Genomic DNA, 12,860 nt, shown 5'->3' with positions numbered 1-12,860 from the left:
CCTTGACCCCCGGCCGGTGGTTCCGCATGCCCTCACAGGGTCAGGAGATCCCGAATGTCCGTTTCCGCCCCGCATCGGCCTGGCGAGGTCGCCGGCTCGCGCACCGCCGGGCCGCGCGTCCCCGACGAAAGCCACACCGACCGCACCCGCCGTGCCCACCGCGCCCGACGGACGTGGCACCGGCTCGGTCCGGACGACCGCGAGGTGCTGTGGCTCTACCTGCTGACCCGCGTCGGCATCTGGAGCATCGCGGGAGCCGTCGGCTGGCTGTTCCCCGCCGACGGCGACGCCCGCCGGCCGGCCTCGCCGCTCGCGCCCTGGCAGCAGTGGGACTGGACGCACTACATGCACATAGCCAGGGACGGGTACTTCCCCGGCCAGGCCGGGCCCTGGACGGCAGGCTGGGACAACCGGGAGGCCTTCTTCCCCGGCTTCCCGCTCACCCTGCGCGCCGTCCACACGGTCGTCCCCGACTGGGCCGCTGCCGGAGCGCTGATCTCGTTCCTCGCGGGCGGCGTCGCCGTCCTGGCCCTCGCCCGCATCGCCCGCCTCCGGCTGCCCGACCAGGACGCGGGCCGGCGTACGGTCCTCTTCTTCCTGCTCTCGCCGTGCGCCGTGTTCCTCGCCGCCGGATACACCGAGGCGCTCTTCCTCGCGCTGGCCCTGCCCGCCTGGCTGGCGGCGCAGCGCCGGAACTGGCCGGCGGCCTCGGTCCTGGCCTGCCTGGCCTGTTCGGTCCGCGTCACCGGGCTGTTCCTCGTGGCCGCGCTCGTGCTCCAGTTCGTCCTCACCGTCCGGGGCCGCGCCTGGCGCGCGGCACCCTGGCTGTGCCTGCCCGCCCTCGCTCCCGCGCTCTACTCCTGGTACCTGCAGGCGCGGACCGGGGACTGGATGGCCTGGAAGCACGCCCAGGAACGCGGCTGGTACCGGGACTTCCACACGCCGTGGGAGGCCTGGTCGAACACCTGGGAGGCCGCGTTCCACCACACCCAGCCGACCGGGTACGCGCTGATGTGGCAGGCCGAACTCCTGGCCATGCTGGTCGGCGCGGTCCTGATCGCCGTGCTGGTACGGGGCCGCCGCTGGCCCGAGGCCCTCTACATCGCCCTCACCCTGTGGGCCCTGGGCACCTCCTACTGGTACACCTCGGTCCCCCGTTCCACGCTCCTGTGGTGGCCGCTCTGGACCGCCCTGGCCGCCTGGAACCTGCGCCGCCCGCGGGTGCAGTCTGCCTACCTGTACGTCGTCGGCCCGCTGGGCATCACCGTCGCCCTCACCTTCCTCACGGGCCGCTGGGCCGGCTGAGGACCAGGTCGGCGCTCCGCCACCGGCGCCCTGCGGCGAACGGGCCCCCGCCCGGTCCGCGGGCGCGCATACTCGGTGCATGGCCGACACCACCACAGTCGAGGTCGACACCGATGTGCACGACCGGCTCGCCGCGCTCGCCGCGGACCGCGGACTGAGCCTGCGGGCGTACCTCGCCGAACTCGCCGCCGCCCAGGAGAACGAGGCCGCCCTCGCACGCGCGGCGCGCGCCTTCGAGCAGGCGCTCGAACGGCCCGGTTTCCGCGAGGGCTTCGCCCGCGACTTCGGCGGCCTCCCGGCGCACCGGCTCTCGCAGACCCGGCACCGGCCGCCGCTGGGCCGGGCCTCCGGGCGCGAGGACCAGGCCTGACGGTACGTCACGGTCCTCCCGTGCCGACGAGGCGTCCCGCCTCCAGTACGGCGGTACGGTCGGCCAGTGCGGCCGCGGCCGCCAGGTCGTGGGTGATGAACACCAGGGCGAGGTCCTTGTGTTCGCGCAGGCCGCCCAGCCGTTCGAGTACGGCCCCGCGGGTGGCATGGTCGAGGCCGGAGGTGATCTCGTCGCAGACGAGCACCCGCGGCCGCGCGAGCAGGGCCCGGGCCAGCGCGGCGCGCTGGAGTTCCCCGCCCGAGAGCTGCCCGGGCCGGCGGCCGGCCGGGCCCGCGCCCAGGCCGAGCGCCTCCATCGCCCGTACCGCCTCCGCGCGGGCGCCCCGCACATCGGCGCCGCGCAGCCGGACCGCCGTGCGGGCCACCTGGTCGAGGACCGGCCGGTGTTCGTCGAAGGCCGCCTTCGCGTCCTGGAACACGTACTGCACGGCGGCCAGTTGGCTCCGGCTGCGCGCGCGAAGGCTCTTCGGCAGCGGTTCGCCGTCGAGCAGGATCTCGCCCCGGTGGCCGGCGTGCAGCCCGGCCAGGCATCGTCCCAGGGTGGTCTTGCCGCTTCCCGAGCGGCCGACCAGCGCCAGGCACTCGCCCGACCCGACCGAAAGGGCGACGTCGTGCAGTACGCCGACCGTGCCGCGCGCGGTACGGTGCCCGGCGGTCAGGGCCCGCGCCTCCAGGACGACCGGCCCTGCCGGGCGCGGGGCGCGCGGGGCCGCGGACCTCTCCTGTCCCGGGTCGCCGAGCACGGCGCTGACGGGTCCGCGCTCCACGACCCGGCCCGCGCGCAGCACGACGACCTCGTCGGCCAGCCGGCGCACCACGTCCAGGTCGTGGCTGAGCAGGACGACGGCGATGCCCCGTCCGGCGAGGGCGGCCAGTTCCGCCACGACCGCCTGCTTGGTGAGCGCGTCCTGTCCCGTGGTCGGTTCGTCGGCGACGATCACCCGGGCGCCCAGGAGCAGCGCCTGGGCCAGTACCACGCGCTGCTGCTGGCCGCCGGAGAGCTGGTGGGGGAAGCGGCGCAGCGTCTGCGCCGGGTCCGGGAGCCTGGCCAGCTCCAGGGCTTCGATCACCCGTCGGCGGATCTCCCTGCGGCCGCCTCCCCGGCGGGCGGCGACATCGCCCAGCAGGGCGCCGACGCGCCGGGCGGGGTTGAGTACGGCGGCGGGGTGCTGGGGTACGTAGCCCACCGCGCCGGCCCGTTCCGTCAGCACGGCGCCTTCGACGCGGGCGCCCGGCGGATACTCGCCGAGGAGCGCGAGGCCCGTGGTGGTCTTGCCGCTGCCGGAGGGGCCGATGACGGCGGTGACCCGGCCGGCGCGGGCGGTGAGGCTCACCCCGTCGAGGACGGTCCGCCCGCCCGTCTCGACCCGCAGGTCCCGGACCTCTGCCACGGTGGTCATGCCCGTACTTCCTTCCGGTGGTGTCCCCGCGGGGAGGGGACTGCGGCGTGCAGTGCCGCGTCGCACAGCAGGTTGGCGCCCATCGACAGCGCCGCGATGAGCAGGGCGGGCACCACCACGGCCCAGGGCTGCAGGAAGAGCCCGGTCCGGTTGCGGTCGACCATCACCGCCCAGTCGGCGGCGTCCGGGGCGGCGCCGACGCCGAGGAACGCGGCCGTGGCCACCAGGTACAGGGCCCCGGTCAGCCGGATCCCGGCGTCCGCGGCGAGGGTGCGCCGCAGGGAGCGGGCCACGTAACCCAGGGCCGTGCGCCACCAGGATTCGCCCTGCATGCGCAGCGCTTCGACGGCCGGCCGGGCGCACACCTCGACCGCCGCCGCGTGGACGACCCGGGCCGCGTCGGGTACGGCGGCCAGTGCGACCAGGGCCGTCAGCCCCGCGGGGCCCGGCGTGAGGGTGGCCGCCACGAGCAGCACCAGGAGCAGTGAGGGTACGGCCACCAGCACGTCCAGCGGTCTCATCAGGGCCTCCTGCAGCCAGGCCCGGCGGGTGAGGGCGGCGGCGAGCCCGAGCGGCAGGGCGAGGACGTAGGCGAGCAGGGTCGCGCCGAGCGCCACGAGGACCACGGACCTGCCGCCGAGCAGGATCTGGCGCCAGACGTCGCGACCGCTGAAATCGGTGCCGAGCCAGTGGCCCTGGCCCGTGGCGAAGGAGACGGACCTCGGTCCGGCGGGGCCGGCGGCCAGGGGTCCGAGCAGGGCGAGCAGCAGCGGTACGGCGACGAGCGCGATGCCGAGGGCGTAGCGCGCCGGAGGGCGGGTCACGCGGCCACCTCCGAGCGGGGGGCGAAGCGGCGTGCGACGAGGTCGGCGCCGAGGTTGACGAGGACGGTGACGACGCCGAAGACGACCGCCATGCCCTGGACGACGGGTACGTCGCGGGCGGCGACGGCCTCGATGAGGACGGTGCCGAGGCCGGGGACGACGAACAGCGCCTCCACGACGATCACTCCGCTCAGCAGCCAGTCGCAGGTGCGCGCGAGCTGCTGGGTGGCGGGGGCCAGGGCGTTGGGCAGGGCGTGCGCCCAGCGGATGCGGGAACCGGACAGTCCGCACCGGCGGGCCTGGGCCGCGTACGGCGAGGCCATCGCCTCGATCATCCCGGCGCGCACCAGTCGGCTGAGGGTGCACACGGGCCGGGCCGTCAGCACGAGGACGGGCAGGACCAGGACTTCGGGCCGTACGAAGGGGTCCGCGGCGACTGCGGTGGCGGGGAGCCAGCCGAGGTGCAGGGCGAACAGCGCGGCCAGCAGCACGCCGAGGGCGAATTCCGGTACGGCGTGCACGGCCAGCGTCAGGGCGCTGACGGTCCGGTCCACGGCGCCTCCCTCGCGGCGGGCTGCGAGGACTCCGAGGCCCACCGAGAGCGGGACCAGCACGGTGAGCGTGGCGGCGGCGAGCAGCAGGGTGGGGCCGAGGCCTTCCGCGAGACGGTCGCCGACGGGCCGGCCGGTGACCAGGGAGGTGCCGAGGTCGCCGTGGAGCATGCCGGTGACCCACTCCAGGAGCCGTTCGGCGGCGGGCCGGTCCAGCCGCATGGCCGCGCGGATACGGGCGATGCGTTCGGGGTCGGGCTGGTCGCCGGCGAGCGCGACGGCCGCGTCGCCGGGCAGCGCCTCGGTGAGGGCGAAGACCAGCAGGACGACGGCCGCCGTCTGCCCCAGGCCAAGGAGCAGACGGCGGCCGGTCCACGGCAGCCGGCCCGTCACGCGAGCCAGAGCTTGTCGAAGCGGGCCCAGTCGAGGGTGTTGGCGGGGGCGGCCCGGGACACGCCGCGGACCTTGGGCGCGGTGGCGACGATCCAGTCGGCGAAGCCCCAGATCAGGAAGCCTCCTTCATCGTGGAGCCGGCGCTGCATCCGCTCGTGGAGGGCGGTGCGCTCCTTCTCGTCCGGGGTGGACTGGGCCTGCTGGTACAGGTCGTCGAAGTCCTTGTGACGCCACTTGGTGGCGTTGGTGGTGGAGGCGGTGAGCAGCCGCTGGGAGACATGGGATTCGATGGGCATGGCGCCGGACCGGTAGGAGGCGAAGGTTCCGGAGTCGAGGATGTCCTTCCAGTACGTCTCCTTGTTGCCGACCTTGACCTCGACGGTGACTCCGGCCCTGGCCGCCTGCTCCTTGAAGATGCCGGCGGCCTCGATGAAGCCGGTGGCGGCGGGCGCGGTGTCGAGGGTGACCTTCAGTCCTTCGGCGCCGGCCTCCTTGAGCAGGGCCCGGGCCCGTTCGAGGTCCTGGACGCGCTGGGGCAGGCCGGACGCGTAGTACCGGCAGCCCTTGCCGAAGAGGTCGTTGCCGATCTCCCCGGCGCCGGAGAGCGCGCCGTCGACGAGTTCCCGGCGGTCGGCGATGAGGAAGAAGGCCTGGCGGACCCGCTTGTCGTCGAAGGGCGGCCGGTCGGTCTTCATGACGAAGCCCTGCATGGCGCTGCCGGGCAGCCGTACGACGTCGATGCGGCCCTTGCCCTCGTGGGCGCGGGCGGTGGCCGGGTTCAGTTCGTGGGCGTACTCGACCTGGCCGCCCAGGAGGGCGTTGACCCGGGCGGACTCCTCGCCCGCGATGACGAATTCGAGCTCTTCGAGGTGGGGGGCGCCCTCCCAGTAGGCGGGGTTGCGCTTGACGAGGAGGCTCGCGCCGGGCTTGAACGAGACGAAGGTGAAGGGGCCGGAGCCGACGGGCCGGTCGAAGGCGGTGGTGTCCTTGGGGACGATGTAGGCGCCGAAGGCGGCGAGGGCGTTGGGGAACTCGGCGTAGGGCCGCTTGAGCCTGAACTCGACGGTGGCGGCGTCCACGGCGCGGCTCGCGGCGAGGTCGACGGGCTCCAGCGAGGCCTTGGCGCGGAAGGTGCCCTTGGGGTCGGCGATGCGGCGGTAGCTGTAGAGGACGTCCTCGGCGGTGACGGGCCGGCCGTCGTGGAAGGCGGCCTGGCGCAGGGTGATCCGCCAGGTGTCGAGGGTCGCGTTGGGCTCCCAGCGTGCGGCGAGGCGCGGCTCGGGGGCGAGGTCGGCGCCGAAGTCGGCGAGCTTGTCGAAGAGGGCCTTGGCGCGGGCCGCGTCGACGAACAGGCTCGCCGCGTGGGGGTCGAGGGTCTCGCCCGGGCCGCCGCCGGCGAAGGCGGCGCGCAGCCGGCCGCCGGGCCTGGGAGTGTCGTCCGCGGTGTTCTTCGCGTCGGTGGCGGTGCCGGAGCCGGTCCCGCAGCCGGCGGCGAGGGCGAGGGAGGCCGCGCTGCCGGCGATGAGGAGGCTTCTTCGGGCGGGGCCGGTGGGGCGGTCATTCATGACGGGCTGTCTCCGTTGCCGGGGTGAGGGTGGTGGAGGTGGTGCGGCTGCAGGCGGGCCACGAGGTGCAGGCGGTCGGAACGCACCGTGGGGAGCGGGGTGTCCCCTTCGCTCCAGGGCGGTTCGGTGCGGGGTCCGGGCCGGTCGTAGAGGTCCAGGGGCTCGAAGCCGGCGGTGGTGAGGAAGTGGCGGAGCTCCTGGGGGAAGAGCAGGCGCCAGGCGGAGTGCTGGACGGCCGGGGGCGAGCCGTCGTCGGCGGTCCAGACCCGGCGGCGGCGCAGGAGCTGGGCGGCGTGGTCGATGTGCAGGGTGGTGTGCGAGGTGTACGTGGTCCCGTGCCGGGTGAAGCCGGCGGTGCGCGGCCCGTCGAGCAGTTCGGTGGTGCCGAGGAAGAAGGCACCGTTGCGCATCTCGGCGACGAGCAGCCCGCCGGGGGTGAGGTGGGACCGGCAGCGGGCGAGGAAGGCGGTGAGGTCCTCGTTGGTGTGGCAGTAGAGGAGGGAGCTGTCCAGGCAGACGACGGCGTCGAAGCGGGCTCCTAGGTCGAAGTCGCGCATGTCGGCCCGGTGGTAGGCGGGCCCGGGGTGTCGGGTGCGGGCGTGGGCCAGCATGGCCTCGGATGTGTCGATGCCGGTGACCTCGCGGCCGGCCTCGTGGTGCAGCCAGGCGGCGTCGCGGCCGGTGCCGCAGCCGACGTCGAGCACGCGGGGGCCGGCGCCGTGGCGCGCGAGGACGTCCTCGGCCCAGCGGGCGGCCAGGTGGTCGGAGTCGGGGAAGCGCTCTTCGTACAGTTCGGGACGGTCGGTGAGGAGGTTGCCGGTGCTCATCGTTTCTCGCTTCTCGGGCGGGTGCCGTCGCGGTGGCGGGCGGGGCCGGGGTCCGGGCCGGATGCGGATGTGGATGCAGGTGCGGGTGCGGGTGCGGGTGCAGGTGCGGGTGCGGGCAGAGCCCGTCTTCGGTCCAGCCGTGCGACGGCCGCGGCGGAGGCCAGCCCGAGTGCGAGGCAGCAGGCGAAGGGCAGCCAGGCGGCGCCGGTGCGGCCGGCGGTGTCCATCGTCCAGCCGGTCCCCGCGCTGCCGAGGGCGGCCGCGGTGCCGGACACCGCGTAGAAGAGCCCGTAGTAGGTGCCGGTGAGGCCCTCCCGTCCGAAGGCCGGTATCAGCTCCATGACGAACGGCTGGGCGATCATCACGCCGACGTGCAGGAGCAGTGCGCCGGCCAGGACGGCGAGCAGGTCCGCCGGGTGCGGGGCCGGGGCGCCGGCGACGAGCAGGGGCGGGACGAAGCCCAGCCCCATGACGGCCAGGCCCGTGGCGATCCAGCGCCCGCGGCCGCCCGCGGACTCCAGCCTTCGGGTGATGCGCAGTTGGAGGAAGAGGTTGGCGAGGGTGCCGGCGAGGAACAGCAGGCCGATCGAGCCGTCCCGGCCGGAGGCCCGCGCGGCGGCGTGGGGCAGCAGCAGGTAGAGCTGGTTCTGCAGCCCGTACATGCCGATCATGGCGACGGAGAAGGCCAGGAACCCTCGGCTGCGCGCCGCCTCCCGCCAGTCGCCGAGCAGTCCGGTGTCCGGGGCGGGGATCCGGCGGGCGGGCAGCACCAGGAGCTGCGCGAGGGTGAGCGCGGCGAAGACCGCGGCCGCGGTGACGGCGGCCGCCCGGAAGTCCACGAGCAGCAGCAGGGAGCCCAGCAGCGGGCCGAGCAGCGCCCCGGCGGTGGCGAACACGTTGAACAGCGCGAAGGCCTCGGCCTTGCGCTCGCCCGCCTCCTGGGCGACGTAGGTCCGTACGGCGGGGTTGAACAGGGCCCCCGCGAGCCCGCTGAGTATCGCGGCGGTGAGCAGCAGGGGCAGTGTGCCGCCCAGGGCGAACAGGGCGAACCCCACCGTCCGCAGCGCGCAGCCGGTGATGATCACCCCGCGGGCGCCGAGCCGGTCGGCGGCCGAGCCGCCGATCAGGAACAGTCCCTGCTGGCTGAGGTTGCGCAGGCCCAGGACCACGCCGACGACGGCCGCGGAGAGTCCGAGGTCCTCGGAGAGGTGGGTGGCGAGGTACGGAACGAGCAGGTAGAAGCCGGCGTTGACGCCGAGCTGGTTGACCAGGAGCAGGCGCACGGCGGGCGGGAAGCCGCGGACGGCGGCGAGGGTCTTCACCGGCCCGCCTCCCCGTCTGCGGGTCTGACCCCGAGGCCGGCCCGGTTCGGGGCGCGTACGGTGCCGTCGGTTCCGCCGATGCCGGTCCACGGGTCGTCGGCGAGCAGCAGGTGCCCGTCGAGGTCCACCCAGCGGGCCCGGTCGGCGAGGTGCACGGCGGGGGCGATGCCCAGGGAGCTGGCGGTGAGGCAGCCGAGCATCAGCTCGGTGCCGGTGCCGCGCAGGGCCTCGTGGATGCGCAGGGCCGCCCGGACCCCGCCGCACTTGGCGAGTTTGACGTTGACCCCGTGGACCCGTCCGGCCAGTGCGACGGCGTCCTCGTGGGAGACGGCGTCCTCGTCGGCGATGACGGGGACCGGGGAGTGCCGGGCCACGCGGGCGAGCGCGTCGGGGCTGCCGGGCCCGATCGGCTGTTCCACGGCGGTGACGCCGAGTTCGGCGAAGCGCGGGAGCAGGTCGAGGGCCTGGCGTTCGGTCCATGCACCGTTGGGGTCGAGCAGCAGGCTCGCTCCGGGGGCCCCGGTGCGTACGGCGGCCACGCGCGCGAGGTCCTCGGCCGGGTCGGGGGAGCCGGCTTTCACCTTGAGGGCGGTGAAACCGCTCGTGGCGAGCCGGGCGGCCTGGGCGGCGGCCCGTACGGGCGCGGTGATGCCGATCGTACGGGTGGTCGCGGCGGCGGGGGCGGCGGGCGTGCCCAGCAGGCGGTGGGCGGGCTCCCCGGCCCGCTTGCCCACCAGGTCCAGTACGGCGGCCTCGATCGCGGCCAGCACCCCGGGCGGCAGGCCGTGCCAGGCCGGGTGTCCGGCGCCGGTCTCCGCCCAGGCGGTCTCCGGGTCAGGGAAGCGTTCGGTGGCGGCGCGCACCGATTCCAGGTGGCGGTGGATCCGGGCGGCGGGCAGCCCGAGGTAGTCGCTGCTGACGGCCTCGCCCCAGCCGCGCAGTCCGCCGTGCTCGACCGATAGCCACACGGCGTCGCGCCGGGTCATCACGGAGCGGGAGATGCGCAGGGGTTCGGCGAGGCGGAGGTCGGCGGTGTGCCGGGTGAGCTTCATGCGGCGCCCCCTCGGGTGGGGGCGAGCACGGTGGCGCAGCGGGCCCAGCCGGCCGCCTCGGCCGCGTGCGGGTGCGGGATCTGCAGGGGGCGGACGGCGAGGGCGCAGGTGTCCAGGCCGTGGGCGTGGCAGAAGTCGTCGTCGTAGACGGTGCCGAGGTAGCGGTGCGGTCCGTCCGGGAAGACGGTGGCGACGACCGCGCCCGGCTGTGTACGGGCCGCCCAGGCGGCGACGAGCGCGACGGCTCCGGTGCTCCAGCCGCCGCTGACGAAGGCGGAGCGGGCGAGCCGCCGGCAGGCGTCGACCGCCTCGGCCGGCCCCACCCAGTGCACCTCGTCGAAGGCCTCGTAGGCCACGTTGGCCGGGTGGATGCTGCTGCCGAGCCCGCGCATCAGGCGGGGCCGGGCGGGCTGGCCGAAGATCGCCGAGCCGACGGAGTCGACGCCGATGACCTTCAGCCGGGGCCAGCGGCGGCGCAGCGGGCCGGCCAGGCCGGCGCTGTGACCGCCGGTGCCGACGCTGCACACCAGGACGTCGAGGTGGTCGAGCTGGGTGGTCAGCTCGGCGGCGAGGGTGAGGTAGCCGGCGGCGCTGTCGGGGTTGTTGTACTGGTCGGGCCAGTAGGCCCCCGGCGTCCGCCGCAGCACCTCGCGCAGCCGGGCGATCCGGGCGGCCTGCCAGCCGCCTTCCGCCGCCGGGCGGTCGACGAGTTCGAGCCGGGCTCCGTAGGTGCGCAGCAACTGGCGCATGGACGGTTCGAGTTCGGTGTCGCCGACGAGGACGACGGGGTGGCCGAGGGCCTGGCCGGCGAAGGCGAGTCCGACGCCCAGGGTGCCGGAGGTGGATTCCACGACGGGGGCGCCCGGCAGCAGTTCGCCGCGGTCGCGGGCGCCGGTCAGCATGGAGACGGCGGCGCGGGCCTTCATACCGCCCGCGCCGAGGCATTCGAGCTTCGCCCAGAAGCCGGGGTGGCGGTGCGGCAGGTCGGTGCGGATCCGGGCGAGCGGGGTGCCGCCGAGCAGGGGCAGGAGGTCGGGGTTGGCGGTGTGGGCCGCCGGGCGGGGCAGGATCGGGGCGAGGGTCACCGGGCGCCCCCGTAGCGGTGGACGACGCCGGGGCCGCCGTCGAGCCAGAAGAAGGGGTAGGGCTCGGCCGAGACGGCGCTCACCCCGGCGCCCAGGAAGTGGGGCAGGACCGCGCTGCCGGTCTGGGCGAACATGACGAGGGGTTTGCCGGTCGCGGCGGCGTGGTCGAGCAGCGGCTGGAAGGTGCCGTTGCCGAGGGTCATGCCGGAGGCGAGGACGGCGTCGCAGCGCTCCAGCTCGGCGAGGGCGTCGGTCAGGACGGGCTCGCCCCATTCGGTGGTGCCGCCCTTGAGGTCGCAGGGCGCGTACGCGGTCCCGCGCTCGCGCAGTTGCTCCAGCAGGGAGTTGACGACGCCGACGACCAGGACCCGCTCCGGTCCGCTCGCGGGGAGCAGGCCGACGACGGCGCGGGCGCGGGCCCGGGAGCGGTGCAGTGAGCTGCCGGCCGGGATCGGGTAGGGGCGGGCGCCGTTGCCGGGCGTGTGCGGGCGTACGTGCATCAGGTAGGCGTCGAGGGCGGCGATCCGTACGGGCGCCAGCGGGTGGTCGAGCAGGTCGGCGACGGTGGCTCCCGCGCAGTCCTCGAGTGCGGCCGGGGGCAGTGCGCCGGGTTCCACGGCGCAGGAGCCGACGGCCGCGGCCAGCCGGATGCTGAGCACCTCGTTGCGGTAGCCGCCGGTGCGGCCTTCGTGGCGTACGGCCTGGGCGGTGGTGAAGGCGAGCGCGACGCGCTGCCCGGCGGGGTCGGGCCCACAGGCCCCCGCACGCACGCGCGCGAGGAGCTCGTCGACGGTCCGCACGGCCGGTGTGCGAAGGGCGGGGGTGGTGAGGGGGGCGGTCATGCGGTCACCGCCGCGGGCAGCTCGGGACAGGCGTAGGAGGGGCGCAGTCCGGCGAGCAGGTGCTCGGCGGCCGCCCGGGCTCCACCGCCTTCGGTGTCGGCGGTCATGATGTGGCCGAGGTACTCGTTGTTGCTGGTGGCGGGCAGTACGGCGCGGCCCGGTTCGGCGAGGGCGAGCTCCAGGACCTCGGGCCGGACGCGTACCTCGTCCGCGCCGTCGATGCCGGTGAGGGTGCCGGCGCCGGCGGGCAGCAGGAAGGCGATGGCGGCGCTGCGCACCCCGGTGGGACGGACGGCGAGGTCGGGCGCGCGGCCGAGCGCGAGGTCCACGCAGGCGGCCGCCAGGTCGACGCCGGTGACGTGGCGGACCAGTTCGGTGATGCGGTTGCCGGCCGGGCGGGGGTTGACCTCGATCAGGCGCGGGCCGGCGGGGGTCAGTTTGAGTTCGGTGTGGCAGACGACGTGGTCGAGGCCGAGTGCCCCGACGGCCCGTACGGCACTCTCGGCGGCCTCCTTCGCCAGGTCCGGGGCCAGGCCGGCCGGGAACATGTGTCCGGTCTCGATGAAGGCGGGCGCACCGCCGATGCTCTTGTCGGTGATGCCGACGACGTGCGTGGCGCCGCCGTGGGAGACGGTCTCGACGCTGATCTCCGGGCCGGTGAGCAGTTCTTCGAGGAGGAGGACGGGGGCGCGCCGCTGGCCGCGGGCGTTCACAGGGAATTCGGCCAGCGCCCGGCAGGCCCGTTCCAGTGCGCGCTCGTCGTCCACCCTGCGGACCAGCATTCCGGCGCACAGGTCGACGGGCTTGACGACCAGCGGGTATCCGATGTCGCGGGCGGCGGCGAGTGCCGCGGCGGTGTCCGCGCAGACGGCGAAGCGCGGGCCGTCCACCCCGGCTCCGGCCAGGACCTGGCGGGTGCGGTCCTTGCGGCAGGCGTTCCCGACCGCTTCGGGGGTGGGTCCGGGCAGGCCGAGGCGCTCGGCGGTCCGCGCGACGGCGGGCAGGTAGTAGTCGCAGGAGGAGACCACTCCGTCGAAGGCGAGCACCTCGTGCAGCCGTTCGACGAGCGGGAGCAGCGTGTCCGTGTCGTTGGTGTCCGCCGTGACGATGTTGCGCGCGCCGAGCAGCGGGTGCGGCCCGTCGGCCGGCGCGGCGCGCAGGTAGTGGTGCAGGTCCCGGGTGAGGAAGCTGAACGTGTGTCCGCCTTCACCGATCGCCCTGGGCAGGAGCCTGCTCATCGATCCGACCCAGCTTTCGACAACCAGCAGATGTCCCACAGGAGTTCCTCTCAGACCGGCATGACA

General features: G+C 75.1%; 12 protein-coding genes. 2 read left to right on the top strand and 10 right to left on the bottom strand.

Annotation, left to right across the window (positions count from 1 at the left end):
* Window positions 1–54 precede the first annotated feature (54 nt).
* Both OG472_RS41690 and OG472_RS41685 read left to right on the top strand, forming a co-directional pair.
* Window positions 55–1,305: a mannosyltransferase family protein gene (locus tag OG472_RS41690; protein WP_405943026.1), complete on the top strand. Its 1,251-nt coding sequence runs from the start codon at window positions 55–57 to the stop codon at window positions 1,303–1,305.
* 79 nt (window positions 1,306–1,384) lie between these two features.
* Window positions 1,385–1,675, top strand: coding sequence for an antitoxin MazE7 (locus OG472_RS41685; protein ID WP_405943025.1), 291 nt, complete (start codon window positions 1,385–1,387; stop codon window positions 1,673–1,675).
* 7 nt (window positions 1,676–1,682) lie between these two features.
* On the opposite strand, the gene OG472_RS41680 is transcribed toward OG472_RS41685, so the two are convergent.
* Genes OG472_RS41680 through OG472_RS41635 form a run of 10 tightly spaced genes read right to left on the bottom strand, consistent with a single transcriptional unit; the run spans window position 1,683 to window position 12,833 of the window.
* Window positions 1,683–3,095, bottom strand: coding sequence for an ABC transporter ATP-binding protein (locus OG472_RS41680; protein WP_405943024.1), 1,413 nt, complete (start codon window positions 3,093–3,095; stop codon window positions 1,683–1,685).
* Entirely contained in the window at window positions 3,092–3,919 is an 828-nt protein-coding gene (locus tag OG472_RS41675; RefSeq protein WP_405943023.1) for an ABC transporter permease subunit, read from the bottom strand. The genes OG472_RS41680 and OG472_RS41675 overlap by 4 nt, the downstream gene beginning before the upstream one ends.
* Window positions 3,916–4,863 (bottom strand): ABC transporter permease, encoded by a 948-nt coding sequence (locus tag OG472_RS41670; RefSeq protein ID WP_405943022.1) that lies wholly within the window; start codon window positions 4,861–4,863, stop codon window positions 3,916–3,918. Before OG472_RS41670 ends, OG472_RS41675 begins: the two co-directional genes overlap by 4 nt.
* Window positions 4,860–6,428, bottom strand: coding sequence for an ABC transporter substrate-binding protein (locus OG472_RS41665; protein WP_405943021.1), 1,569 nt, complete (start codon window positions 6,426–6,428; stop codon window positions 4,860–4,862). Before OG472_RS41665 ends, OG472_RS41670 begins: the two co-directional genes overlap by 4 nt.
* Window positions 6,425–7,255 (bottom strand): class I SAM-dependent DNA methyltransferase, encoded by an 831-nt coding sequence (locus tag OG472_RS41660; RefSeq protein ID WP_405943020.1) that lies wholly within the window; start codon window positions 7,253–7,255, stop codon window positions 6,425–6,427. Before OG472_RS41660 ends, OG472_RS41665 begins: the two co-directional genes overlap by 4 nt.
* Window positions 7,252–8,577: an MFS transporter gene (locus OG472_RS41655; protein WP_405943019.1), complete on the bottom strand. Its 1,326-nt coding sequence runs from the start codon at window positions 8,575–8,577 to the stop codon at window positions 7,252–7,254. The genes OG472_RS41660 and OG472_RS41655 overlap by 4 nt, the downstream gene beginning before the upstream one ends.
* Window positions 8,574–9,629, bottom strand: coding sequence for a mandelate racemase/muconate lactonizing enzyme family protein (locus tag OG472_RS41650; protein WP_405943018.1), 1,056 nt, complete (start codon window positions 9,627–9,629; stop codon window positions 8,574–8,576). Before OG472_RS41650 ends, OG472_RS41655 begins: the two co-directional genes overlap by 4 nt.
* Window positions 9,626–10,714 (bottom strand): PLP-dependent cysteine synthase family protein, encoded by a 1,089-nt coding sequence (locus tag OG472_RS41645; protein ID WP_405943017.1) that lies wholly within the window; start codon window positions 10,712–10,714, stop codon window positions 9,626–9,628. The genes OG472_RS41650 and OG472_RS41645 overlap by 4 nt, the downstream gene beginning before the upstream one ends.
* Window positions 10,711–11,556: a Rossmann-like domain-containing protein gene (locus OG472_RS41640; RefSeq protein WP_401614491.1), complete on the bottom strand. Its 846-nt coding sequence runs from the start codon at window positions 11,554–11,556 to the stop codon at window positions 10,711–10,713. Before OG472_RS41640 ends, OG472_RS41645 begins: the two co-directional genes overlap by 4 nt.
* Window positions 11,553–12,833 (bottom strand): ATP-grasp domain-containing protein, encoded by a 1,281-nt coding sequence (locus OG472_RS41635; protein WP_405943016.1) that lies wholly within the window; start codon window positions 12,831–12,833, stop codon window positions 11,553–11,555. Before OG472_RS41635 ends, OG472_RS41640 begins: the two co-directional genes overlap by 4 nt.
* Window positions 12,834–12,860: the final 27 nt, after the last annotated feature.

The organism is Streptomyces sp. NBC_00207 (assembly GCF_045160965.1).
GTDB lineage: Bacteria > Actinomycetota > Actinomycetes > Streptomycetales > Streptomycetaceae > Streptomyces.
Note: the sequence above shows the minus strand (reverse complement) of the source record. Positions and strands in the feature narration are given on the sequence as shown.